The 21,490-nt window shown below is 73.3% G+C and carries 21 protein-coding genes and 1 pseudogene; 6 read left to right on the forward strand and 16 right to left on the reverse strand.

Annotated features, from left to right (window positions below):
• A pseudogene (locus KBZ10_RS11120) lies at positions 1-567 on the forward strand (glycoside hydrolase); the annotation flags it as partial.
• Between the two features lie 137 nt (positions 568-704).
• Here KBZ10_RS11120 and KBZ10_RS11125 read toward each other — a convergent pair.
• Both KBZ10_RS11125 and KBZ10_RS11130 read right to left on the reverse strand, forming a co-directional pair.
• Positions 705-1,085, reverse strand: coding sequence for a hypothetical protein (locus tag KBZ10_RS11125; protein ID WP_210987400.1), 381 nt, complete (start codon positions 1,083-1,085; stop codon positions 705-707).
• Positions 1,082-1,384, reverse strand: a complete 303-nt coding sequence (locus KBZ10_RS11130) for a hypothetical protein (protein WP_210987401.1) — start codon at positions 1,382-1,384, stop codon at positions 1,082-1,084. The genes KBZ10_RS11125 and KBZ10_RS11130 overlap by 4 nt, the downstream gene beginning before the upstream one ends.
• A gap of 134 nt (positions 1,385-1,518) precedes the next feature.
• On the opposite strand from KBZ10_RS11130, the gene KBZ10_RS30520 reads away from it, so the two are divergent.
• On the forward strand, positions 1,519-1,593 hold the full coding sequence (locus tag KBZ10_RS30520) for a trp operon leader peptide (protein ID WP_374223336.1): 75 nt from the start codon (positions 1,519-1,521) through the stop codon (positions 1,591-1,593).
• Positions 1,594-1,681: 88 nt separating this feature from the next.
• Complete coding sequence (locus tag KBZ10_RS11140) at positions 1,682-3,793, forward strand: anthranilate synthase family protein (RefSeq protein ID WP_210987403.1); 2,112 nt, start codon at positions 1,682-1,684, stop codon at positions 3,791-3,793.
• Between the two features lie 248 nt (positions 3,794-4,041).
• Here KBZ10_RS11140 and KBZ10_RS11145 read toward each other — a convergent pair whose 3' ends face one another.
• The 6 genes from KBZ10_RS11145 to KBZ10_RS11170 form a co-directional block, all read right to left on the reverse strand.
• Positions 4,042-5,019, reverse strand: a complete 978-nt coding sequence (locus KBZ10_RS11145; RefSeq protein ID WP_210987404.1) for a DUF6879 family protein — start codon at positions 5,017-5,019, stop codon at positions 4,042-4,044.
• Positions 5,020-5,066: 47 nt separating this feature from the next.
• Complete coding sequence (locus KBZ10_RS11150; protein ID WP_210987405.1) at positions 5,067-6,038, reverse strand: SCO2521 family protein; 972 nt, start codon at positions 6,036-6,038, stop codon at positions 5,067-5,069.
• A 1-nt stretch (position 6,039) separates the two neighbouring features.
• Entirely contained in the window at positions 6,040-7,005 is a 966-nt protein-coding gene (locus tag KBZ10_RS11155) for an SCO2522 family protein (protein ID WP_210987406.1), read from the reverse strand.
• Positions 7,002-7,919 (reverse strand): SCO2523 family variant P-loop protein, encoded by a 918-nt coding sequence (locus tag KBZ10_RS11160; protein WP_210987407.1) that lies wholly within the window; start codon positions 7,917-7,919, stop codon positions 7,002-7,004. The genes KBZ10_RS11155 and KBZ10_RS11160 overlap by 4 nt, the downstream gene beginning before the upstream one ends.
• Positions 7,920-7,922: 3 nt before the next feature.
• Entirely contained in the window at positions 7,923-9,764 is a 1,842-nt protein-coding gene (locus tag KBZ10_RS11165) for an SCO2524 family protein (RefSeq protein ID WP_210987408.1), read from the reverse strand.
• Positions 9,765-9,855: 91 nt separating this feature from the next.
• Positions 9,856-10,644, reverse strand: coding sequence for an SCO2525 family SAM-dependent methyltransferase (locus KBZ10_RS11170; RefSeq protein ID WP_210987409.1), 789 nt, complete (start codon positions 10,642-10,644; stop codon positions 9,856-9,858).
• 278 nt (positions 10,645-10,922) lie between these two features.
• Between KBZ10_RS11170 and KBZ10_RS11175 the strand changes: the two genes are divergently transcribed.
• Complete coding sequence (locus KBZ10_RS11175; RefSeq protein WP_210987410.1) at positions 10,923-11,444, forward strand: GNAT family N-acetyltransferase; 522 nt, start codon at positions 10,923-10,925, stop codon at positions 11,442-11,444.
• A gap of 69 nt (positions 11,445-11,513) precedes the next feature.
• Here the strand turns inward: KBZ10_RS11175 and KBZ10_RS11180 are convergent, their stop codons facing one another.
• The 6 genes from KBZ10_RS11180 to KBZ10_RS11205 form a co-directional block, all read right to left on the reverse strand.
• Positions 11,514-11,891: a hypothetical protein gene (locus KBZ10_RS11180; protein WP_210987411.1), complete on the reverse strand. Its 378-nt coding sequence runs from the start codon at positions 11,889-11,891 to the stop codon at positions 11,514-11,516.
• Positions 11,892-12,292: 401 nt separating this feature from the next.
• Positions 12,293-13,315, reverse strand: coding sequence for a 2-hydroxyacid dehydrogenase (locus KBZ10_RS11185; RefSeq protein WP_210987412.1), 1,023 nt, complete (start codon positions 13,313-13,315; stop codon positions 12,293-12,295).
• 144 nt (positions 13,316-13,459) lie between these two features.
• A complete protein-coding gene (locus KBZ10_RS11190) occupies positions 13,460-14,488 on the reverse strand; it encodes a 6-phosphofructokinase (RefSeq protein WP_210987413.1) in 1,029 nt (342 codons plus the stop codon).
• Positions 14,489-14,678: 190 nt separating this feature from the next.
• Positions 14,679-15,353, reverse strand: coding sequence for a response regulator transcription factor (locus KBZ10_RS11195; RefSeq protein ID WP_210987414.1), 675 nt, complete (start codon positions 15,351-15,353; stop codon positions 14,679-14,681).
• Positions 15,350-16,648, reverse strand: coding sequence for a MacS family sensor histidine kinase (gene macS, locus KBZ10_RS11200; RefSeq protein WP_210987415.1), 1,299 nt, complete (start codon positions 16,646-16,648; stop codon positions 15,350-15,352). The genes KBZ10_RS11195 and macS overlap by 4 nt, the downstream gene beginning before the upstream one ends.
• Positions 16,649-16,762: 114 nt before the next feature.
• Positions 16,763-17,566: a 1-acyl-sn-glycerol-3-phosphate acyltransferase gene (locus KBZ10_RS11205; RefSeq protein ID WP_210987416.1), complete on the reverse strand. Its 804-nt coding sequence runs from the start codon at positions 17,564-17,566 to the stop codon at positions 16,763-16,765.
• 188 nt (positions 17,567-17,754) lie between these two features.
• Here KBZ10_RS11205 and KBZ10_RS11210 point away from each other — a divergent pair, with 188 nt between their 5' ends.
• The gene (locus KBZ10_RS11210; RefSeq protein WP_210987417.1) at positions 17,755-18,537 is read left to right on the forward strand and encodes a carboxylesterase; all 783 of its coding nucleotides are present in this window, start codon (positions 17,755-17,757) and stop codon (positions 18,535-18,537) included.
• On the forward strand, positions 18,530-19,351 hold the full coding sequence (locus tag KBZ10_RS11215; protein ID WP_210987418.1) for a hypothetical protein: 822 nt from the start codon (positions 18,530-18,532) through the stop codon (positions 19,349-19,351). The genes KBZ10_RS11210 and KBZ10_RS11215 overlap by 8 nt, the downstream gene beginning before the upstream one ends.
• A gap of 247 nt (positions 19,352-19,598) precedes the next feature.
• Here KBZ10_RS11215 and KBZ10_RS11220 read toward each other — a convergent pair whose 3' ends face one another.
• Positions 19,599-20,483: an endonuclease/exonuclease/phosphatase family protein gene (locus KBZ10_RS11220; RefSeq protein ID WP_210987419.1), complete on the reverse strand. Its 885-nt coding sequence runs from the start codon at positions 20,481-20,483 to the stop codon at positions 19,599-19,601.
• Between the two features lie 20 nt (positions 20,484-20,503).
• The gene (locus tag KBZ10_RS11225) at positions 20,504-21,445 is read right to left on the reverse strand and encodes an ROK family glucokinase (protein WP_210987420.1); all 942 of its coding nucleotides are present in this window, start codon (positions 21,443-21,445) and stop codon (positions 20,504-20,506) included.
• Positions 21,446-21,490 lie beyond the last annotated feature (45 nt).

Below are 21,490 nucleotides of genomic sequence, written 5' to 3' on the forward strand. Positions count from 1 at the left end.
GACCCGGACCCCACCCCGACGGACCCCGAGCCCACGCCCACCGACCCCGTGCCCACCCCGACGGACCCCTCCCCCTCGCCGGTGACCGGTGACACCTTCCATCTGCGTCCGGGCGGAGTCCTCGCCACCACCGCGGCCACGGCCCCGGCCACCGACACCCTCGCCTCCGCCGAGGGGGCCAACTACGACGGCATCCCGCACAAGCCGCTGGTCTACGAGGTGCGCAACGTCAACGGCACGCTGAAGGGCGGCGGCGCCTCCACCGACTTCCGCCTCAAGGTCGACGCCGGTGTGTACGTCGGCCTCGGCCAGCAGGTCCGGATCTCCTACGACCTGACCGGCGACGGCTCCTTCGACCGCGTCGAGACGTACCGCTACTTCGCCACCGACCCCCTCCCCGGCTACGAGGACTACACCCCCGCCCGCACCGGACCGCTCTCCTCCTCCGGCACCCTGGGCGACCTCCGGGGAGGGACCGTCCGCGCCGAGGTCTGGAGCGCCATCGGCAACGCCCCGTCCACGCTCCAGGTGGGCACCGGCTCGGTCCTGACCATCCCCTTCCGTTAGGAGCCGGGCCCGGCCGGCGGCGACCCCACGGCCCCGGTCCGGCGGTGAACGTCCGGGATCACCCGGTGTCAGGCGGGTGATCCCGGACGCGATCCGCGTACGGCTCCGCGCCCGGGAACCGCACGCAGCACTTCCGGCTACTCCGCGACCGGCATGACCGCCACACCGAACCCCTTGTAGGTGCCGGGCCGCGTCGTCGCGATCTCCCACCCGGTGGTGGTGGCGAGCATGGCGGCGTGAACCGCCGGCCAGCCATCGGCGGGCCAGAGCGCCTGGGCCAGCCGGCCACAGGCGTCGGCCGTGATCCGGTCAAGGGTGTGGACGTCCACCCCGGGGAACTGCGCGAGGTGCGGGGAGACGCCGGCACGGTGCCGGACGGCTTCCGCGACACACATCGCGGGGGCCGCGATGGTGTAGTCGGGGCGGCTGTGCGCCCGGACGATGTAAGCCGAGAGAAGCCGGTTGCCGGAGCCCGCGGCGGTCAGGGCGTGGTGGTCGAAAATGATGCCCTTGCTCATGCGGCACCCGCGCCCCCGGCTGAGCGCCGAGCCTCGGTGCGGGCGATGCTGGCCGCGATCATGCCCTCGGCCTCGGCGAGTTCCTCGTCGCTGAGGCGGGCGCCTCCGAGAAGATTCTCCTCCGCATAGGCCCGGACTCTTGCCGCTTGCCGGTCACGCTCTATGCGGTAACGCGCGGTTTCGTTGAGCCAGGCGGAGACCGAGGACGTCTGGCCACTGGCCACCAGATCCTGCACCGCGTGCAGAAGTTCGGGATCCAGGGTCACGGAAACGGGCTTCTTCGGCGCCTTCTCGCTCATGACACGATGCTATGCGACCCCCATGTGATTCCCTCGCATGACCGCCGGAGAGGCCGTCGCGCACTCGCCGGGCCCTCGCGCACGTGGCCGGAACGGAGCAGTGTTCCCGGTGCCGTTCGGGTAGGGTGGCCGGCATGTTCGCGCCTTCGAACCAGAACTGGTGGTGGCCCGCTGAGACGGCGGCCCACCTCCTCGCGCGCACCCACTGAACCTCTCACCGCGAAGGCCGCCCCCGGGGCGGCCTTCGGCGTTTCACGGACGGCCGTCCCTCCGCAGCCCACGGAAGGACCGCCCGCCATGGAACGATCACCCCGCGCCGCCCGCACCCCCGCCTCCGCCCTTCCCCCCGCTTCCCCCGGCCCCTCCCCCGCCACTCCGGACCTCGCCGGCTTCCTGGAGTCTCCCGCAGCCGTCGTGGCGCGCCTGCTGAGCCCGGGCGCTCCGCCCTTCGCACTGCTGCGCCGCCGCACACCGGGACGGGACGAGGACGTGGTCGAGGTCCTCACCGGCCCCGTCCAGCACGTCGAGCGGCTGGCCGACATCCCGCTCGGCGTGGGGCCCGCCGGGGACGGAAGCCCCGTCACCGACGCCCTCGCCCTCATTCCCTTCCGCCAGATCCGCGAACGCGGCTTCGACGTGCGGGACGACGGGACGCCGCTGGCCGTCCTCCGCCCCGAGCAGGCCCTCGAACTGCCGCTCGCCGCCCTGCTGGACGCCCTGCCGCGGCATCCGGTGCGGGTGGAGAACGGGGCCTTCGACGTGACCGACGACGCCTACGCGGAGATCGTGGAGCGCGTCGTCCGGGACGAGATCGGCCGCGGCGAGGGCGCCAACTTCGTCATCCGCCGCACCTTCCGCGGTGAGATCCCCGGCTTCGGCCCGGCCGACGCCCTCGCCCTCTTCCGGCGGCTGCTCGCCGGGGAACGCGGCGCCTACTGGACGTACGCCGTGCACACCGGTGAGCGCACCCTGATCGGCGCGAGCCCGGAGGTCCATGTGCGGATGTCCGGCGGGACGGTCGTGATGAACCCCATCAGCGGCACCTACCGCTACCCGCCCGGCGGCCCCGGCCCCGAGAGCCTGCTGGACTTCCTGCACGACCGCAAGGAGGTGGAGGAACTGTCCATGGTCGTGGACGAGGAGCTCAAGATGATGTGCACCGTCGGCGACCGGGGCGGCGCCGTCATCGGGCCGCGGCTGAAGGAGATGGCGCATCTCGCGCACACCGAGTACGAGTTGCGCGGCCGCAGCTCCCGGGACGTCCGGGAGGTGCTGCGGGAGACCATGTTCGCGGCGACGGTCACCGGCTCCCCGGTGCAGAACGCCTGCCGCGTCATCGAACGGCACGAACCCGTCAGCCCGCACGACCCGGACGGCCGCGGGCGCGGCTACTACGCCGGCGCGCTCGCGCTCCTCGGACGGGACGCGGGCGGCGCGCAGACCCTCGACTCCCCCATCCTCATCCGGACCGCCGACATCGCCCCGGACGGCCGGCTGCGGGTGCCGGTCGGCGCCACCCTGGTCCGCGGCTCCGACCCGCGCGGTGAGGTCGCCGAGACGCACGCCAAGGCGGCCGGCGTCCTCGCCGCGCTGGGCGTGCGCCCGGCCCCCGGCGGCCCGGACGGGCCAGGTGAGCCGGGCGGCCCGGGCGGGTCCGCGCCGCCCCGGCTCGCGGACGATCCGCGGGTGCGGGCCGCGCTCGACGCCCGGCGCGCCTCCCTGGCGCCGTTCTGGCTGCGGATGCGGACGGCGGAGGACCCGGCGGCACCCGCCGCCCCGCCCGGCCCCGCCCTCGCCGGACAACACGCCCTGGTCGTCGACGGCGAGGACACCTTCACCGCCATGCTGGCGCACCTGCTGCGCTCCACCGGTCTCGCGGTGACCGTCCGGCGCCACGACGAGCCGGGACTGCGCGAGGCGGCGCTCGCCCACCGCGGCCCGGTGGTCCTCGGCCCCGGCCCGGGCGACCCGACCGACGCGGCCGATCCCAGGATGCGCTTTCTGCGCGCCCTGGCCGCCGGCCTGGTGCGGGACCACCGGCACGGGCTGCTGGGCGTCTGCCTCGGCCATGAACTGCTCGCCGCCGAACTGGGCCTGGAGATCGTGCGGAAGGCCGTGCCGTACCAGGGCGCGCAGGAGCGGATCGACTTCTTCGGCCGCGCGGAGACCGTCGGCTTCTACAACACCTTCACCGCGCGCTGCGGGGCGGCGGAGGCACGGGACCTGGCCCGGCGCCGCGTGGAGCTGAGCCGCGATCCGGTCACCGGCGATGTCCACGCGCTGCGCGGTCCCGGCTTCGCGGGGGTGCAGTTCCACCCGGAGTCGGTGCTGACCCTCGACGGGAGGTCCGTGGTCGGAAGTCTGCTGGCGGCCGTGCGGAGGCGGCCGGGCAGCCCTGCGGACGTATAGGCGGTCGCGGCGCGCCCGCAGCGGTGGGAGCCCCGGTCGCCGCGGCACGCCGGGGCTCGCAGTCCGGCGCCGGCGCGCCGGCTGACCGCGGACGCCGGTCACGGGCACCGCGGTGGCCGCGGTCCCGACCGGTGAGCGGCCGCGGCGGGCGGAGCCGTCCGCCGCACGAACGGCGCCCCCCGCGCCCACCGCGGTCACGCGGTCGCCCCCGCGTCCCGGGGACGGGGGCGGGGGCGGCCGGGGCCCGGCTACTCCTCCGGCTCCGGTTCCTCCTCCCCGGCCTTCCACAGCTCCTCGAACCGCTTGATGCGCCGGGCCACCCGGTCCTCGCGCAGGTCGAGGGTGGTCTTGGCGTTCATCCCGCGCAGGTCCGGTTCGACCTCGTAGGACAGGGAGTGGTCGAAGACGATGAAGTCGTTGGTGGTGTCGATCCCCGCGGTCGGCGGGAGCTCCGACAGGGCGAGGACGCGCACCTCGATACCCAGGCCCTTCTGGTGCTCCACGACTTGCAGCAGTTCCTCGTCGATCTCCTGCGGTGTGTTGACGATGAACAGCCGCCGGATGCTCACCCCGTGCTCGTGGATCGCGTCGCGCTGGGCCCGCAGATAGCGTTGTCCCAGCTCGGTGGGCCAGAAGTCGTGGTCCACGGAGGTGCTGGTGGCGTCGATGGTGCCGGAGGCGCAGTGGGTGAGTGTCACGATCCAGTCGTGGTCCTCCCCGTCGTAGTCGGCGTGCTTCTGGTGGAGGTTGGCCATCAGGGTGCCCAGGCGGGTGACCTCGGCCTGGGCGAACGCCTTCAGGATGTCGGGCCCTTCGGAGCCGACGATCGTGGCGTTGCGCACCAGCCGGGTCACCCCGTCCGCCCGCAGGGCCGAGCCCTCGACCAGGCCGAACAGCTCGGTGGCGTGGTTGATCTTGGCGAAGCCCTCGGCGACCAGCTCCTTCATCTCGGCGTTGTGGCGGGTGAGGCTGTACTCCACGGCACCGAGCCGGCGCTCGAAGTCCACCATGTACTGAACGATCATGGCTGCTCCGGCGACGAAGACGGAGACCGTCAGCTTCCAGACCTCAGGTTGCTCGACGGCGTTGGTCAGGGCGTAGGTGAAACCGCCGATCAACGCGGTGATCAGAGTCTTCAGCAGGAACGGCGGAATGCCGGCCTGCTGCGGCGGGCCCAGGGCGGCCGCAGCGGCCGGTGCTCCCGGTGTTCTCGTCGATGCGTGCATCTGTCGTCCAACTCCCCCGGTCGGGTCCGCGCGTGCCCGCACCCCCGTCAGCGTGCCGTCAGGGCTTCGCGCAGCAACGGAATGGCCTGCAGGGCGAGCTGATCCCTGATGCGCTGGACCAGCGTCCGCCACTGCCGGGTGAATCCGGGCTCCCGCTCAAGCACCTCCCACAGCGGGCCCAGGGTCGTGTCCACTCGTGCTCTCGGCATCCACAGGTGCAACAGATGGTCCACGGCCGGGCGGAGCGCCATCACGGCCTCGTGCCCGTCCACCGATCCGAGCCGGCTGCGCTCGACCATCCGTACGAGGGTCGTGAGCAGCCAGTCGTGCAGGGCCAGGTCCTCGCAGAGTCCCGCGCAGGCGGCCGGTTCGGTGCGCTCCGGCAGCCGCAGTTCCACGGTCCGCAGCCCGTCCTCGGCGAGGGTGAAGCGCTCGATCGACGGTCCGTCGCCGTCCCGGGCCCGTAACGCCGCCCAGCGCAGCCTGGTGCGCCGGGACTTGAAGGGCGGCCGCTGGTCCAGGAGCGGGTGCCGCAGCAGATCGCCCAGGAGCCGTTCGGAGATCGCCCCCAGGTCGAGCTCGCCGGGCAGCCGGCGGTCGGCCAGTACGCCGTCGGCGACGGCCCGCGCCGGCAGCCGGCCCAGGGGCTCCACCACACCGGGCCGGACGAGGTAGTGCCCCCAGGGGCGGCGCGGCTCCGCGCCGCGGCCCGGGCAGCGGAAGTACGCGGTGCTCTGGAGCACCCGGCCCTCGGTGAGCACCGCGCGGGCGGCGACCGTGCCGACGGCCCGCACCCTGGCGCCGGTGGCCGTGGGCAGCCGGCAGTCCACCCCGGTGAGGACGTCCGGGGACACGGCGTGCAGATTGGGGCGCTCGGAGATCCGTACCCGCTCGTCCGCCCGGATGCGGAGCAGTTCGCCCGCGGCCGCCGCGGGCAACGACGCGAAGGTCTGGAGCAGGCAGGTGCGGACCTCGCCACAGACCAGCACGGTCTCCCCGCTGTCTCCGGGCGGCCGCATCTCAGGGCCCCGCGCAGAAGACGTGGGAGACGCGGTCGGCGATCTCGTCCGGGAGCGTGACCTTCTCCCCGGCGGAGCGCTCGGCGACCTGACGGAGCGCCCCGGAGTCCACCTCGATCTGGCCGAGGATGACGCGGACCGCGTGCTCGACCGGCAGGAAGCGGGAGGGCAGCACGGAGCAGGTGCGGTAGGCGGCGAACGGCTGGGCCGCGGGGTTGAGCCGGGTCAGCGGCGCCAGATCGGCCCAGTCCCGCGGATAGCCGCCGTCCGGCCGGGCCCGGGGCTTCAGCACGGGTTCGCCGCGGTGCCGGAGGAGTCCCAGCCGGGCCAGTTGCCAGACGGCGGCGAGGAACGGGCAGGACCAGGTGCGGCGGCCGTCGCGGTCGTCCCACAGTTCGACGTCCATGAAGACGGAGTGGCGGCGGGCGGCGGTCTCCGCCGGTGGCTGCCAAGAGGGCGGAAGGTCGTTGGCCATCGCCTCCAGCCGTTCCACTCCGGGGGTGCGTTCGCCGTTGGCGAGCCAGCCGATCTCCTTCACCGGCGGACGGGAGCCGTCGCTGCCGGGCGGCGGCGACTCGACGAGCCGGTGCTCGACGGCTTCGGCGAGACGTACGCCGTCGGCCACGTCGCAGGCGGATTCACGGGCCAGATAGTCGATGGTCAGCCCGCAGCGCTCGGCCTCGGTCAGCACGAGGGGGACGAGCTCGGCGGGGGAGGAGAAGCGGCTGAAGTAGTCGTCGACGAGGAAGCAGGTGCTGACCCGGGGCCGTGCGCGCCCGCCGTTCGCGGCGGAGGCGCGGACCGCGTCCACCCAGGGCCGCACCTGGCTGAAGTGCTCGCGCAGCCGCTCGGGGCCGGCCTCGAAGTCCTCCATGTACAAGTGGCCGATCTCCAGCGAGACATGGGAGAAGGGCACGGACTGGGTGCGGTGGTCGGCCGTCGTCTCCCGGAAGACCGCGTCCGTCACAGCTGCCCCCACGACGCGTCGTCGGTGAGCTTCCCGGCGAGCTCTTCGAGGGCCTGCAGGGTCTCCATGGTGGCGATCCGGCTGGCGAGGACGTCCTCGTCGGTGATGAGCTGCTCCCGCCACTGCAGGACGGGTTCCAGCGGTACCGAGCCGAGCAGCCGGGTGTAGCCGATGTCGAGGTCCGCGGCGAGCACGTCGAGGTCCTGGTCGCACTTGCGCATCCAGGCGGACTGGGCGGGCGGCACCTGGGACCACAGCGGCGACTCGGGGTCGGGCACCGCGGCCCGGACGAAGCGGATGGCTCCGGTGAGCCGCGCCTCGTCGTGCCCGCGGGCGATGCCGCCGGCGACGATGCCCCGGCCGCCGAAGACCAGTCCGGCGGCGGCGATCACATGCTGGCGGGTCCAGCGGTGGTAGACGAGCCAGCGGGCCGGGACCGAGCGCATCTCACGGCGGGAGGTGGCCTCCAGGGCGAGGTCCACGGCGTAGCTGCGGCCGGCGCTCAGGTCGACCACGACGACGTCGAATTCGCCGTTCAGGCGCAGGAGCAGATCGACGCAGCGGCGCAGGGCGTCCCGGCCGACGGTGAACTCGCCGCCGCTGCGGTCGCCGGGCAGCAGGACGAGGTTGCCGGAGCCGGCCGGACGGTGGCGCAGCACCTCGTGCTCGGTCTCGGCCCAGACGTCGATCCGCACGGGTTCGGTGTTCCGGCCCCGGAGGTACGAGTGGAGTCCGCCGGCCTCGACGCCGCGCAGCGCGCCGGGCACGTCGAAGACGGCGGCGGCCGTGGGGGAACCGAAGTCGAAGTCGAGGTAGCAGACGTCGTCCCCGGCCAGCGCGCGGCGGTAGGCCAGATTCGCGCTGGTGACGGAGCGGCCGGTGCCTCCCTTGTCGGAGGCCGCGAAGACGATCACGGCTCACACTCCCCGGGAGGCCGTCTGCCGGGCCAGGGCCAGGGTGTCGAGTTCGCCGAGGGCCTCCGTGCTGAGCGCGCAGGAGGTGCCGGGCCGTTCATCGAGGATCTGCCGGGCCCGGGCGAGTTTGACCTCGATGCCCTTCAGTGCCATGCCGCGCGATCCGTCGGCCGTGGAGGTGGGTTCCAGCTGCTCGTTGCCGAGCAGGTGGGTGGCCTCGCTGAGCAGATCGCGGGCGAGGGTGGTGAGCGTGGAACTGCGGATCGGCGGCTGGATGTAGAGCTGGCGCGCGGCGACCATGCACTCGGTGACGCGCTCCGTGATGCTCCAGGACATCGCCCAGTTCCGGTCCGGCGAGTCGGGGAAGACGGCGTGGATGTTGTCCCAGAGGCCCGCGGTCTCCCCGCCCCGGATGCGGCGCTGCCACAGATGGTCGAAGATCCGCTCGGCCAGCCGCAGCAGCCGGTCGTGGGAGGAGATGCTGCGGGACAGGGAACACAGCTGGACGGTCCGCTTGAGCAGCTGGGCGGAGAAGTCCGGCATCGACCACTGCATGGGCGGGCCGAGCACCTCACTGCCCTGGAGGGGCATGGCCACACCCGGGTTGTGGAGCTCGACGGCCGAGTCGCCGACCTTCATGCGGCTGGTGATGCGGCCGCGTTCGGCGAGCCGCTGCATGACGTCGACGGTGCGGGTGAGGTCGTCGTCGGTGGCGCGGCGGCGCACCAGGTCGTGGACCAGGATGGCGGCGACCGAGAGCGAGAAGTACTCCGACTCCTGCCGCTGGCCGGTGGTGCGCCAGGGGATGTCCTCCAGTGGCCAGCTGCCGTCCCCGAACCGGGCGATGCCCGACCAGTACTGCTGAGTGATCTCCCACCGGAGCCGCAGCGCCTCGGCGAGACGCTGCTGTTCGGCGTTGAGCAGTCCCAGGGTGAGGGTGCGGTCGGAGAAGAGGTCCTGGATGCCGTCGAGGGCGACGACGGTGAAGTAGAGGTACGGCGTGGGCCGGGCGACGCCGTCGGGCTGCGGCCCGATCTCGCTCTCGGTCTCGACCGGCGGGGCGTCCTTCACGAGGCTCCAGGCCCAGCCGCACTCGAAGAGCTGGGAGTCGTCGTCGAGGCCGTCGGCGACCTCGACACCGAGGGAGATGCTGTCCCGGATCGTGGAGCGCAGTGCCTTGAAGCGGCGCTGGAACTGCTGGGCGGCGATGCGCTCGGAGACGCGTCCCTGTCCGAGGAGCCTGCTGAGGGTGCGGCCCTGGGGGGCCTCGGCATCGAACACGTTGACCGTGAAGGAGCGGAGCAGGCTCACCATCGCGGCGGTGAGCCGGGCCTCGGTGGCGGTTCTGAGTTCCTCGGCCAGTGCCTGCACTTCGGCACGGCGGGGTTTGCTCAGATAGACCTTGATGAAACCGAGGGTGGCCAGGGAGAGCGTGATCGACAGCGAGAAGGAGTCGACGACCCCCAACTGCCTTTGCTGTTCGGTGAGTTCGTCTGCCGGGTTTCGGGGGTCGAAGTAGTGGCCACCGGCGAAGCTGGGCCTCTTGTCGTCGGTGGTGTGCGTGGTCATGAATTCGGCGACAGCCGAAAGGATCTTTGCCGGGATCTCCAGACGGCTGCCCGCGGCCTGCAGGGCCTCCCGGACGTCACGGTCCGTGGTGTCCGGATCGTCCAGGCGGAACGCGGGGAACTCCGTGGCCGGGTACAGGATGCAGAGCAGGCGTTCGGCATCCGCGACCGTGCTGTACCCCCCTGATTTCCCCCAGTCCCATTCCCCGTCCGGGAACGAATAGCGCGCGATGGCCCGCCAGATGTCCAGCAATTGCTGGCGCGGCTTGATCTGCATCCCCCAACCCCTCACCCGGGCCCGCCCCCGTATCGTGTTCACCGGAAAGCGGGCCGCTCTTCACCGATGTGCGCGCGTTCACGCGAAACGATTAAGTGGAACGACGCCGCCCGCAAGCGACGATCATTCCTTTGTAACCCTTGCGCAGGGGGCGGTTTCCGGGGATACCGATACGGGTGATCCGGATTTCGCCGCCGGAAAAGGGAGCCAGCCCCTCCCGTACCTGCTCCTCCTCCACACTGCAGGCCGGGAAGGCCTCTCCGCCGACCGTGTAGCCCGTGGAGCCCTCCATGAAGGCGGCCGCGAACGGCGCCCCCGGAAGCAGGCACTCCGCGAAGCGCCGCACCCCCTCCCGGAACTCGTCGTGGGAGGTCGTCATCGACTCGGCCACGAAGAACATCGTGCCGACGCCCCAGCGCCGCTCCGGGAGATCGAACAGGTTGCCCTGCTTCGGGCGGGCCACCAGCCGCAGCCTCGCCCGGGGATCCTCGATCCCGGTGTACGGCTCCACCTCGCGCAGGACGTCCCAGAAGGCGTCCCAGTTGGCCTCGTAACCGGGGATCTGACGCTCCAGCCACTGCACGTTGGTCTCGGCCCGCTCAAAGAGCGTGACCTCCGAGCACCAGGGGAGCAGCGTGAGCGCGGGGTACAGATTGGCGCCCGACCCGACATCGATCCCGGGCACGGGCCCGGCCGCCGGGTGCAGCCGGAAATGGTCCCGGAAGTGATCCCGGACGATGCGGATGATCTGCTCGTCGTCGGAGCGCAGGTGGCGGTAGTTGTGCTCGACGTACGCGTCGGAATCGAACACGTTCCAGTCGGTCTCGCCATTGAGCTCTTGTGATTTCCCGCGCCCGGGATCAAACGTTCTCAGAACCATCTGCCAAGCGTAGCGAGAAACTCCGGCCCGGTCTTCGCTTTGAACAAGCCATACGGGGTTCGCGGAAGCACGGAACAGGCCCGGCGGGAGCACGGGGGGCGCGTCGGCGCAATGCGGCCTCTGGCCCGTTCCGGCCTTGAACGTCCTGTTCGGGGCCGGAATGCTGGTCTGACCGCCGGCCGTCGGCCACCCCGCCGGAAGGCGCACGCCGTCCAGCCGCGTTCCACCTGCACGGGTGATGACGCGTTGTCCCTGACCTTTTCACCAGGAAGTGGCGCATGACTGCTCTTTCCGGAGATCGATTACCGCTGTCCGCCGTCTCGGCGGTGTCCCTGGCCCCGGAGAGCCGGCCGCCATGGGTGAGAACGATCACCGAGGAGGATCTGCCGCCGCTGTCCCGGCTCGACGAGGACGTCTTCGCCGAACACGCCTACCCCTACTTCGTGCTGCGCCAGCTCTACGACCTGCACGGGGACCAGCTGCTGGTCCTCGACGACGGCGACGCGCTCGTGGGATACGTCCTCGTCGGCACCCAGTCCGACAGGAGCCGCAGCTGGATCCTCGGCCTCGGCATCGAGCGGAGGTCGCGAGGCCGCGGCTTCGGGCGGCAACTGATGGCCGAGGCCCTGCGCCGGCTGCGCGCGGCGGGGGTCGGCGAGGTCCGGCTGACGGTCGAGCCCGCCAACACCGCCGCGGTGGAGCTCTACGAGTCGATGGGTTTCACCCGGCTCGACCACCACGAGAACTACTTCGGCCCCGGCGACGCCCGGCTGGTCATGAGGCTGCCGCTGCGGAGATGACGCGGCGGCGGGGGCGCGCTGCGCCGTGCGCGGTGCGCGCCCCCGCCGTGCGCCGGTGCCGGTGCGCCGTCAGGAGGCGCCGGCCGGCGGCCCGTCCGGGCGGCCCTGCCTGCGGAGCGCCTCGCCGGACTCCTCCCGGGCCCCGCCCCGGCCCTCCTCCGCACGGTCCGGGATCGCCTCCGTCCGCCCGCCGCCCTCCGGGGGCGGGGAGGGCAGGGTGGTCAGCCGGCCGAGCAGGTCGCGGCACGCCTCGTCCTCGGAGAGATACGCGCGCACGTCCTGGTCGCGTGAGCGCTGGCGGAGGCCGACGGCCCAGCCGTCCGGACCGGGCCGCAGGAAGAAGTACGCGTCCGACTGGAACGGGATGTCGTGCACGCCGGGGACGTCGTAGAAGGCGTCCGGGACCCGCTCTTCGCGCAGGGCCCGGACCAGTTCCCGTCTGTCCACGATGCCGTCCTTTCGTCGCGTTCACCCGTTCCGTGCGGTCGTCGGCGTCGGTCGAGCGCCCGGAGCTCTCCCGCGGCCACGAGGTGCGGGACGGGGAGGCCCGGCCCGCACCGGGGGCCGCCGGGCCGCCCGGACCGGGCGCGCCCCCGGGCGGCCTCCACCGTGCCGGACGCCGGGGTGGCGGTGCCGGGCGAGGGGAGCGCCCCGGGGAGGACGGCGAGGAGGTGGCTGCGGTGGCGCATGCGTGTCCCGGTGTGTCATGAGAGGGCCGACACGGGGATACATCGCCGTTTTCACCGGCCGGGCGGGGCACCCCGCACCGGCGTCAACCGGTCGGAGCAGCGCCGCCCCACGGGCGGGCCAAGCCCGCCGGTCCCGGCGGGCCACCCGGACGGGCGCGCCTACCGGCCGGCGCCGCCGGCCCCGCGGGCCCCGGGGACCAGGACGTTCTCGCTGGCGCGGCCGGCCAGGTAGTCGTCGATGTTGGCGACGGTGGTGTCGATGATCTGGGCCGTGGCGTCGCGCGTGTAGTACGCCTGGTGGGAGGTGACCAGGACGTTGCTGAAGGTCATCAGCCGGGCGAGGGTGTCGTCGGTGACCACCTCAAGCGACTTGTCGAGATAGAAGAGCCCGGCCTCGGCCTCGTAGACGTCCAGCCCGACACCCGTGAAGCGGCCCGCCTTCAGCTGCCCGATGAGGGCGCCGGTGTCGACGAGTCCGCCGCGGCTGGTGTTGACCAGGATCGCGTCGTCCTTCATGACGGACAGGCCGTGCCGGTCCAGCAGATGCTCGGTCGCCGGCAGCAGTGGTACGTGGAGGCTGACGAGGTCGGCCTCGGCGAGCAGCTCGGGCAGGTCCCTGCGGTATTCCATGCCGAGTGCGGTGCAGGCGCGGTTCTCCGCGATGTCCCAGCCGAGCAGCCTCATCCCGAAGCCGTGGGCGATCCGTGCGAAACACTCGCCGATCTTGCCGGTGCCGATCACCCCCGCGGTGCGGCCGTGCAGGTCACGGCCCATCAGCCCGTCGAGGCGGAAGTCGAAGTCGCGGGTGCGGGTGGCGGCCCGGACCACGCGCCGGTTGACGGCCATGGCCAGGGTCCAGGCGAACTCGGCCACGGAGTACGGGGAGTAGTGGGAGACCCGCGCGACGGTCATGCCGAGCTCCGCGGCCACGTCGAGGTCGATGTTGTTGAAGCCGGTGGCCCGCTGAGCGATCATCCGGGTCCCGCCCGCAGCGAGGGTGCGCAGCACCCCGGCGTCGAGCTGGGCGTTGACGCTGACGCTGACGATCTCGTGGTCGGCGGCGATGGGGGCGGTGTCCCCGTTGAGGAAGACATCCACGCAGCGGATGCCGTGCCGGCCGGCGAAGGCCCGCTCGATCATCGGCTTCTCGTCGTTCTGGACGCCGAAGGCGAGGATGTCCACGATTCTCCCGGTGCGAGCAGGTAGCGGCCGGCGGCAACGCCCTCGATGCTACAAGCCGTCCGGGGGGCCGGCCGCCCGCCGGGGAGGCGCCGGAGCGGCGGGCCGCGGTGGCGGTCCGCCGCTCCGTCCGGGGCCGGCCCGGTGTCAGCCGAAGAACACGCCCGCCTCGGCGTACAGTTCCGGGCTCACGGTCTTGAGCTTCGCCGTCGCGTCGTGGATGGGGACCCGCACGATGTCGGTGCCGCGCAGGGCGACCATCTTGCCGAAGTCCCCGTCGCGCACGGCGTCGATGGCGTGCAGCCCGAAGCGGGTGGCGAGCCAGCGGTCGTACGCGCTGGGCGTGCCGCCGCGCTGGACATGGCCGAGGACGGTGGTCCGCGCCTCCTGGCCGGTGCGGGCCTCGATCTCCTTGGCCAGCCATTCGCCGACGCCGGAGAGCCGGACGTGGCCGAAGGCGTCCTGCGAGCCGTCCTTGAGGACCATGTCGCCGTCGAGGGGCATGGCGCCCTCGGAGACGACCACGATCGGGGCGTAACGGATCTTGAACCGGGACTCGACCCAGGCGCACACCTTCTCCAGGTCGAAGCGCTGCTCCGGGATGAGGATGACGTTGGCGCCGCCGGCGAGCCCGGAGTGCAGCGCGATCCAGCCGGCGTGACGGCCCATCACCTCCACCACCAGGACCCGCATGTGGGACTCGGCGGTGGTGTGCAGCCGGTCGATCGCCTCGGTGGCGATGTTGACGGCGGTGTCGAAGCCGAAGGTGTAGTCGGTGGCGGAGAGATCGTTGTCGATCGTCTTCGGCACGCCGACGCAGTTGACGCCGTAGTCGTCGGCCAGCCGGGCGGCCACCCCGAGGGTGTCCTCGCCGCCGATGGCGATGAGCGCCTCGACCTCCAGCTTGGCAAGATTCTCCTTGATCCGGCGGATGCCGTGCTCGGCCTTGAGCGGATTGGTCCGCGAGGAGCCGAGAATGGTCCCGCCGCGCGGCAGGATGCCGCGGACCGCCGGGACGTCCAGCGGAACCGTGTCGGCCTCCAGGGGGCCCCGCCAGCCGTCGCGGAACCCGACGAACTCGTACCCGTGGTCCTGGACGCCTTTGCGGACGAGGCCCCGGATCACGGCGTTCAGTCCGGGGCAGTCACCGCCACCGGTCAGTACTCCGACCCGCATGGGATCTTCCCTTCGTGATCATTCTCCGTAGTCGCGCCATTACGCGCACACGGTAGTAGTGATCCAGATCACAGGGGATGGGAGCAATCGGGAGATTTCGCACTTTCACCGGGAGACCGGCCCCCGGCTTCACCCGGATGGCGGGACGGGCCCGGGCGGCACCCGGGACCGGCGGTGAGCTGACGGGCCGTCAGGCGTCGTCGAGGCCGCGCTCGATGGCGTACCGCACCAGCTCCACCCGGTTGTGGAGCTGGAGTTTGCCCAGGGTGTTCTGGACGTGGTTCTGCACCGTGCGGTGCGAGATGACCAGCCGCTCGGCGATCTGCTTGTACGAGAGGCCCTTGGCGACCAGCCGCAGGACCTCCGTCTCCCGGTCCGTCAGCCGGGGGGCGTCCGGAGCGGCGCCGGAAGGCGGCTCCGGTTCCGACGCCAGCCGGCGGTACTCCCCGAGTACCAGCCCGGCCAGACCCGGGGTGAAGACCGGATCGCCGGCGGCGGTCCGGGCCACCGCGTCCAGCAGCTCCGGCGCTCCGGCGGACTTGAGCAGATAGCCGGTGGCGCCGGACTTCACCGCCTCCAGGACGTCCGCGTGCTCGCCGCTGGCGGAGAGCACCAGCACCCGCAGCCCCGGCTGGGAGCCGACGAGCTGCCGGCAGACCTCGACCCCCGGCAGCCCGGGCAGGTTGAGGTCGAGGACCAGGACGTCGGGCCGCGTCGCACGGGCGCGCCGCACCGCCTGCGGGCCGTCCCCGGCGGTGGCGACCACGCTGTACCCGGCCGCCGCCAGGTCGCGCGCGACCGCGTCCCGCCACATCGGGTGGTCGTCGACCACCATCACCGTCACCGGTGCCGGTTCCGTCGTCATCGGTCCTCACTCCCCCGTGCGCTTCGCGGCATCCGCAGTTCCACTTCCGTGCCCTGTCCGGGCGGGGACAGCAGCTCGGCGCTGCCGCCCAGCTCGCGGAGCCGGCCGCGGATGGAGAGAGCGACACCGAGCCGCCCCTCCCGCTCCGCGTCCGCCAGCCGCCCCTCCGGGATGCCCGGGCCGTCGTCCCGGATGGTGACGACCACCTCGTCCGGCTCGTCCTCCAGCAGGATCCACGCCCGCGCCTCCGCGCCCGCGTGACGGTCCACGTTGTCCAGGGCGGCGCCCACGGCGGCGGCCAGTTCCTCCGCCGCGCGGGTCTCCAGCAGGACGGGCGCGCCCGGCTCGGCGAAGGAGACACGGGAACCCGCGCGGGCCGCGAGCAGGGTGCGCAGATCGCAACTGCCCTCCGCCACCCCGGGATCCGGGCCGGCCCCGGCCGCCGGCCCACCGCCGCGGCCACCGCCACCGCCGCGGCCACCGCCACCGCCGCGGCCACCGCCTCCCCCGTCCGCGGACGGGGCGCCTTCCGGGCCCGGGTACGGCTCCGCGGCGCCCCGGGGCGCGTTCGCGGCGGAGCGCCGGGCCGCGGGGACGAGGCCGCCGGCCACCAGGGTGCGCAGCGCCACCTCCTGCTCGCCCGCCATCCGCCCCAGCTCGGCCGCCTCCCCGCCGATCTCCGCACCGCGCCGCTGCACCATCGCGAGCACCTGCAGCACGCTGTCGTGGATGCCGCGGGCCAGCCGCTCCCGTTCGCGGGTGGCGGCGTCGACCTCCAGGGCCCGGGCGAGGGTCCGCTCACTCGCCCGGGCCACCTCCACGACGTAGCCGATGGCGACACTGGCGATCCACACCAGCAGGACGTTGTGCACGGTGTCCTGGGCGGGCGTGCCGCGCTCCACCAGGTTCGCCACGCCGACGACCGCGGAGGCGACCGCGGCCCAGCGCCAGCCGCCTTTCAGGGCGAAGCCCAGCACCGCGCCGGCCGTCCAGATGGACGGCAGGGTGGGGCCGCCCGCGGCGATGCGCTCGGCGGTGTCGACGACGGGCGTCAGCAGGATGCCGCCGACCGCCACGGTCAGGTCGGCGACCAGGAACCGCAGGGTGCAGCGCTCGGCGGAGGAGACCCGGCCCGCGGTCGCCAGCGTCCAGGCGGCGAGTACGGCGAGATAGGCGGCGGCACCGAGCGGGCGGGCGTACTCGTCGTGGTCGTAGCCGAACAGGCCGAGGGCGTAGAGCATGGTCAGCACCCGGTAGCCGGTCAGGGCCCGCCAGAGCGGCTGCTCCACGGACATCCGGGGCCCGCTCCGCCCGGGGGGCCGCCTCTCCCCGGCCGCCGCCCCGCCGCCGGGCCGTACGCGTGACCGCACGCTCGGTGCCATCTCCCCAACCCCCCTCGCCGGGACGGTTTACGTCCCGGAATCCCCCGGTGTGCCGGTCCTCCCGGCTCCCCCGGTCCCTTCCGGCTGTCCCGCCCTCCGGGCGCTCTCCGCGCCGGCCGGCGCCTTCTCCTCGTCCTTCCGCCGCTTCGCCGCCTCGGCGAGCTGCCGCTTGGCGACGTTGGCGTAGACGTCGACGTACTCCTGGCCGGACAGCTTCATGATCTCGTACATGATCTCGTCGGTCACCGAACGGAGGATGAAGCGGTCGTGCTCCATGCCGTGGTAACGGCTGAAGTCCAGCGGCTTCCCGATCCGCATCCCGGGGCGCATCAGCTTCGGTATGACCTTCCCGGGCGGCTGGATCTTCTCCGTGTCGATCATGGCGACGGGGATCACCGGCGCCCCGGTGGCCAGCGCGATCCGCGCGACGCCGGGCTTGCCGCGGTACAGCCGCCCGTCGGGCGAGCGGGTGCCCTCCGGGTATATCCCGAACAGCTCCCCGCGCTCGATCACCCCGACGCCGCTGCGGACCGCCGCCTCCCCCGCGGCGCGGCCGCCCGAGCGGTCCACCGGCAGCTGCCCGACCCCCTTGAAGAAGGCCGCGGTCAGCTTCCCCTTGACGCCCGGGGAGGTGAAGTACTCCGCCTTGGCGATGAAGGTCACCTTCCGGTCCACCATGGCGGGGAAGAAGAAGGAGTCCGAGAAGGAGAGGTGGTTGCTGGCGAGGATCGCCGGGCCCTCCGCCGGGATGTTCTCCAGCCCTTCCGCCCAGGGGCGGAAGGCGAGTTTCAGCGTCCCGCCGATGGACAGCTTCATTGCGCCGTAAAGCAACCGAGGACCTCCTGTGTGTGCGCCACGACTCTAGCCTGCCCCGCGGACGGTCCCGCCCGGAGGCGGCCTTCGGGCCTACCCGGTACCGGCGCCGTCGCGTACGGTGAAAACCGGCCGCGCCACCGGCCCGGCATCACCCGGCAGCCCCTGCCGGACCTCGCGCAACGACGACGAACAGGAGACCTCCGGTGCAGGTCCTCCCCGGAGCCGAACCGTTCCACCACGAGGGCGGGGACATCGGCGTCCTGCTCTGCCACGGCTTCACCGGTTCCCCGCAGTCCATGCGCCCCTGGGCGGATTTCCTCGCCGGGCGCGGATACACGGTGTCCCTGCCGCTGCTGCCCGGCCACGGCACCCGCTGGCAGGACATGCAGCTCACCGGCTGGCAGGACTGGTACGCCGAGGTCGACCGGGCCCTGCGGGGTCTCACCGCCCGGTGCCGGAAGGTCTTCGTCTGCGGCCTCTCCATGGGCGGCGCGCTCGCGCTGCGGCTGGCCGCCCGGCACGGCGACGAGATCAGCGGACTCGTCGTGGTCAACCCGGTGAACCGGGTGCACGGGCTGTCGGCCTACGCGCTGCCCGTCGCCCGGCATCTGGTGCGCACCACCAAGGGCCTGGCGAGCGACATCGCCAAGGGCGGCGTCCAGGAGGCCGCGTACGACCGGGTGCCGCTGCACGCCGCGCACTCGCTGCGCCGCTTCCTGCGGCTGCTCGACGCCGAACTGCCGCAGGTCACCCAGCCGTTGCTGCTGCTGCACAGCCCCCGGGACCATGTGGTCTCCCCGGCCGACTCCGCCCGTGTCCTCAGCCGCGTCTCCTCCACGGACGTCACCGAGACCCTGCTGGAACGCAGCTACCACGTGGCCACCCTCGACTACGACGCCGAGCGCATCTTCCAGGACTCCCACGCCTTCATCGGCCGGCTCGCGGCGGGCGACCCCCAGCGGGAAGGAACGGCGACCGGTGGCTGAGCGCGGTACCAACACGGGCCGCGACGACGGCTCCGGACCGTTCGACGAGGAGGCCGCCTGGGCGGCGATCGTGGCCGGATACGGCGAGGAGCCCGAGTTCCCCGGGGACGACCCGCCCGCGCGCGAACCGGCGCCCGGGCCCGGCGCGCTGCCCGGCTTCCCGGACGCGGAGAAGCCGCTCAAGCCGTTCCCCGCGGACTCCGGGGCGGGGCCGGAGGGGCCGGACCCGGGCGCGGCGGCGACGGCACCCGGCGGGCCCGGGCCGTCCGGGACCGGCCCGGAGAACGGCACGGGGCCGGGGTCCGCACGGCGGGGGCCCGGAGCCGGGGGGACGGATTCCCCGGGGGCGGCGGGTGCCTCCGGACCAGCGGACCCGGCGGATTCCTCCGGAACGGAGGCCACGGGGACCGGAGGATCCGGCTCCACCGGCGTCCGGGGCTCCGGGCCGGCGGACGGGGCGGGCCGGCCGCTGGGGTCGAGCATCGTCTTCCCGGCCGGCATGGGCCCCCGGGACTGGAGCCCGCGGGAGCCCGCCGAGCACGAGGAGGGCTCGGCGGGTGCGGACGAGGAGCACTTCGTCCCGCCCGAGCCGCCGCCCCTCCCGGAGGCCGACACCCCGACCAAGTTCGCCTGGCTCGCGGTGCTCGGCGGTCCCCTGCTGCTGATCGTGACCGTGCTGTTCCAGCAGCCGGTCACCTGGTGGATCGCGGTACTGGGGGTCGGCGGGTTCCTGGGCGGCTTCGCCACCCTCGTCGCCCGCATGCGGGACGACGACGAGGAGGACGACGACCCGGGCCGGGGCGCCGTCGTCTGAGCGCCGGGCCGGGGCACCGGGACCCCCGGGCCCCCGGCCCGGCCGGAAAGCCGGAATCCCCGCGGACGGGTGCCTTCCGTAAACGGCCCGGCGGGCCTACGGTGTTCTCCGAAGGCCTCCGTGCGATCGAGGTGGGTACCTCCGTCGCACGGGGGTCTTCGCCAATGCCGGGGCCGGTCACCGGTGCCGGCCCGGTGCCGGTGCCCCGGGGCCCTGCGCGGCTCTCCGCCCGCGGGCGGGGCGGCGGTCAGGGACGCGCCGGTGAACCACCGCGCCGGGCACCGGCCGGCGCCGCCGGGATCCGGAGGGCGGCCAGAACGGGGAGATGGTCCGTGGCGGCCCCGAGGTCGGCCCGGCGGACACCGGCGAGGCCGTCCGGGACCCCGCAGCCCAGGATCTCCACGCCGTCCGTGGCCAGCACCGCGTCGATGCGCTGGTGCGGGTCGGCGGGGGTCGAGGTGTACTCGCCGCCCCAGGGGGCTTCAGCCCAGGCGTCCCGCAGTCCGCCGGTGAGCCTGCGGAACGCGCGCCCGCCCGGCCGGTCGTTGAGGTCGCCGCCGACGACCGCGTGGGCCACCCCGGCCTCCCGCGCCTGCCGGTCCAGCACCTCCAGCAGCGTGCCGGCCTGTGCCTCGCGTTCGGCCGCCGCCAGGCTGAGATGGCAGCTCGCCGCCACCAGCCGGGCGTCCCCGAACCGCAGCACCGCGGTCGCGAAACCGCGCCGGTGCAGCCCGGGGGTGAGCGGCAGCAGGATGTCCTCGGTGCGCTCCACCCGGGCGCGGAGCGAGGAGAGGATCAACGGGCCGGTGGCCGTGGCCCCGCCCGTCACGTACACCAGCTCCGTGGCGCGGGCGAGCCGTGCCACGGCCTTGCGCCAGCGGAAGAACCGCGGCGCCTCCTGGACCAGGACGAGATCGGGGGCGCAGGCCCGGATCACCCGGGCCAGCGCCTCCTGATCATCGCGCATCGAGCGGATGTTGTAGCTGAGCACCCGGATCACCGCGGAGCCGTCCGGCTCGGTGCGGGAGGCGGGGAGATCCGGATCCGCCCCGCCGTCCGCCGCCGCGCCGCCGGGGCGTGGACCGTGCCCCGCCCCGGCCGGTTCCGCGCCGCCCGGCTCCACCGCGTTCATCCGCCCGGTCCCGCCGCCGGTCAGCCCTGGCGTGCCAGGTCGGCGGCGCCCACCAGACCGGCCTTGCCGCCGAGTTGCGCGGCGAGCACCTGGGCGTGCGGCCGCCACCGGCTGCCGACCAGCCAGCGCCGGAAGGACTTGCGGATCGGGTCCAGGACCAGGTCGCCCTCGTCCGAGACCCCGCCGCCGATGATGAACGCGGACGGGTCGAAGAGCGAGGCCAGATCGGCCAGTCCCGCGCCCGCCCAGCGGGCGAGTTCGCGGAACGAGTCGACGGCGACCGGGTCGCCCCGCCGCGCCGCCTGGCTGACGTGCCGGCCCTCGATGCCCTCCGGCGTCCCGTCGCCGAGGGAGAGCAGGATCTCCGCGTTCTCGGGGGTGGCCGCGGAGCGCTGGCGGGCATAGCGGACGAGGGCGCGCCCGGAGGCGTACTGCTCCCAGCAGCCCTGGCTGCCGCAGCCGCACAGCAGGCCGTCCGGGACGACCCGGACGTGCCCGAACTCCCCCGCGACGCCGAAGCGGCCGCGGCGGAGCTTGTTCCCGATGATGATGCCGCCGCCGAGGCCGGTGCCGAGCGTGATGCAGATGACGTCGTCGTGACCCGCGCCGGCGCCGAACTTGTACTCGCCCCAAGCGGCGGCGTTGGCGTCGTTCTCGACGACGACCGGGAGCCCCACCCGCTGCTCGACCTTGTCCTTGAGCGCCTCGTGACGCCAGTTGATGTTGGGGGCGAAGAGGACGGTGGCCCGCTTGTCGTCGACGTAGCCCGCCGCGCCGATGCCGACGGCCGTGACCTCGTGACCGGTGCTGACCGCGCGGACAGCTTCCGCGATGGCGTCGATGACGCCCTCGGAGGTCGGTGGGGTGGCGACCTTGCACGTCTCGAGAATCGAGCCCTCTTCGTCGACCACGCCAGCTGCGATCTTGGTGCCGCCGATGTCGACGCCGATGGTGAGTCCCATGTGTCCCTCAGTTGTCCGGTCGATCCCCGCTGCGTGACCAACCGT

It is taken from the genome of Streptomyces sp. F63 (genome assembly GCF_018070345.1).
Lineage (GTDB): Bacteria > Actinomycetota > Actinomycetes > Streptomycetales > Streptomycetaceae > Streptomyces.

What these genes read in the sequence shown, in the direction of transcription:
- KBZ10_RS11150 (WP_210987405.1), bottom strand. Translation starts at nt 6,038, where the DNA reads ATGCGGCCGCCCGGAGACAGCGGGGAGACCGTGCTGGTCTGTGGCGAG.
- KBZ10_RS11195 (WP_210987414.1), bottom strand. Translation starts at nt 15,353, where the DNA reads ATGACGACGGAACCGGCACCGGTGACGGTGATGGTGGTCGACGACCAC.
- KBZ10_RS11145 (WP_210987404.1), bottom strand. Translation starts at nt 5,019, where the DNA reads ATGCACGCATCGACGAGAACACCGGGAGCACCGGCCGCTGCGGCCGCC.
- KBZ10_RS11140 (WP_210987403.1), top strand. Translation starts at nt 1,682, where the DNA reads ATGGAACGATCACCCCGCGCCGCCCGCACCCCCGCCTCCGCCCTTCCC.
- KBZ10_RS11190 (WP_210987413.1), bottom strand. Translation starts at nt 14,488, where the DNA reads ATGCGGGTCGGAGTACTGACCGGTGGCGGTGACTGCCCCGGACTGAAC.
- macS (WP_210987415.1), bottom strand. Translation starts at nt 16,648, where the DNA reads ATGTCCGTGGAGCAGCCGCTCTGGCGGGCCCTGACCGGCTACCGGGTG.
- KBZ10_RS11130 (WP_210987401.1), bottom strand. Translation starts at nt 1,384, where the DNA reads ATGAGCGAGAAGGCGCCGAAGAAGCCCGTTTCCGTGACCCTGGATCCC.
- KBZ10_RS11225 (WP_210987420.1), bottom strand. Translation starts at nt 21,445, where the DNA reads ATGGGACTCACCATCGGCGTCGACATCGGCGGCACCAAGATCGCAGCT.
- KBZ10_RS11165 (WP_210987408.1), bottom strand. Translation starts at nt 9,764, where the DNA reads ATGCAGATCAAGCCGCGCCAGCAATTGCTGGACATCTGGCGGGCCATC.
- KBZ10_RS11170 (WP_210987409.1), bottom strand. Translation starts at nt 10,644, where the DNA reads ATGGTTCTGAGAACGTTTGATCCCGGGCGCGGGAAATCACAAGAGCTC.
- KBZ10_RS11125 (WP_210987400.1), bottom strand. Translation starts at nt 1,085, where the DNA reads ATGAGCAAGGGCATCATTTTCGACCACCACGCCCTGACCGCCGCGGGC.
- KBZ10_RS11220 (WP_210987419.1), bottom strand. Translation starts at nt 20,483, where the DNA reads ATGAACGCGGTGGAGCCGGGCGGCGCGGAACCGGCCGGGGCGGGGCAC.
- KBZ10_RS11175 (WP_210987410.1), top strand. Translation starts at nt 10,923, where the DNA reads ATGACTGCTCTTTCCGGAGATCGATTACCGCTGTCCGCCGTCTCGGCG.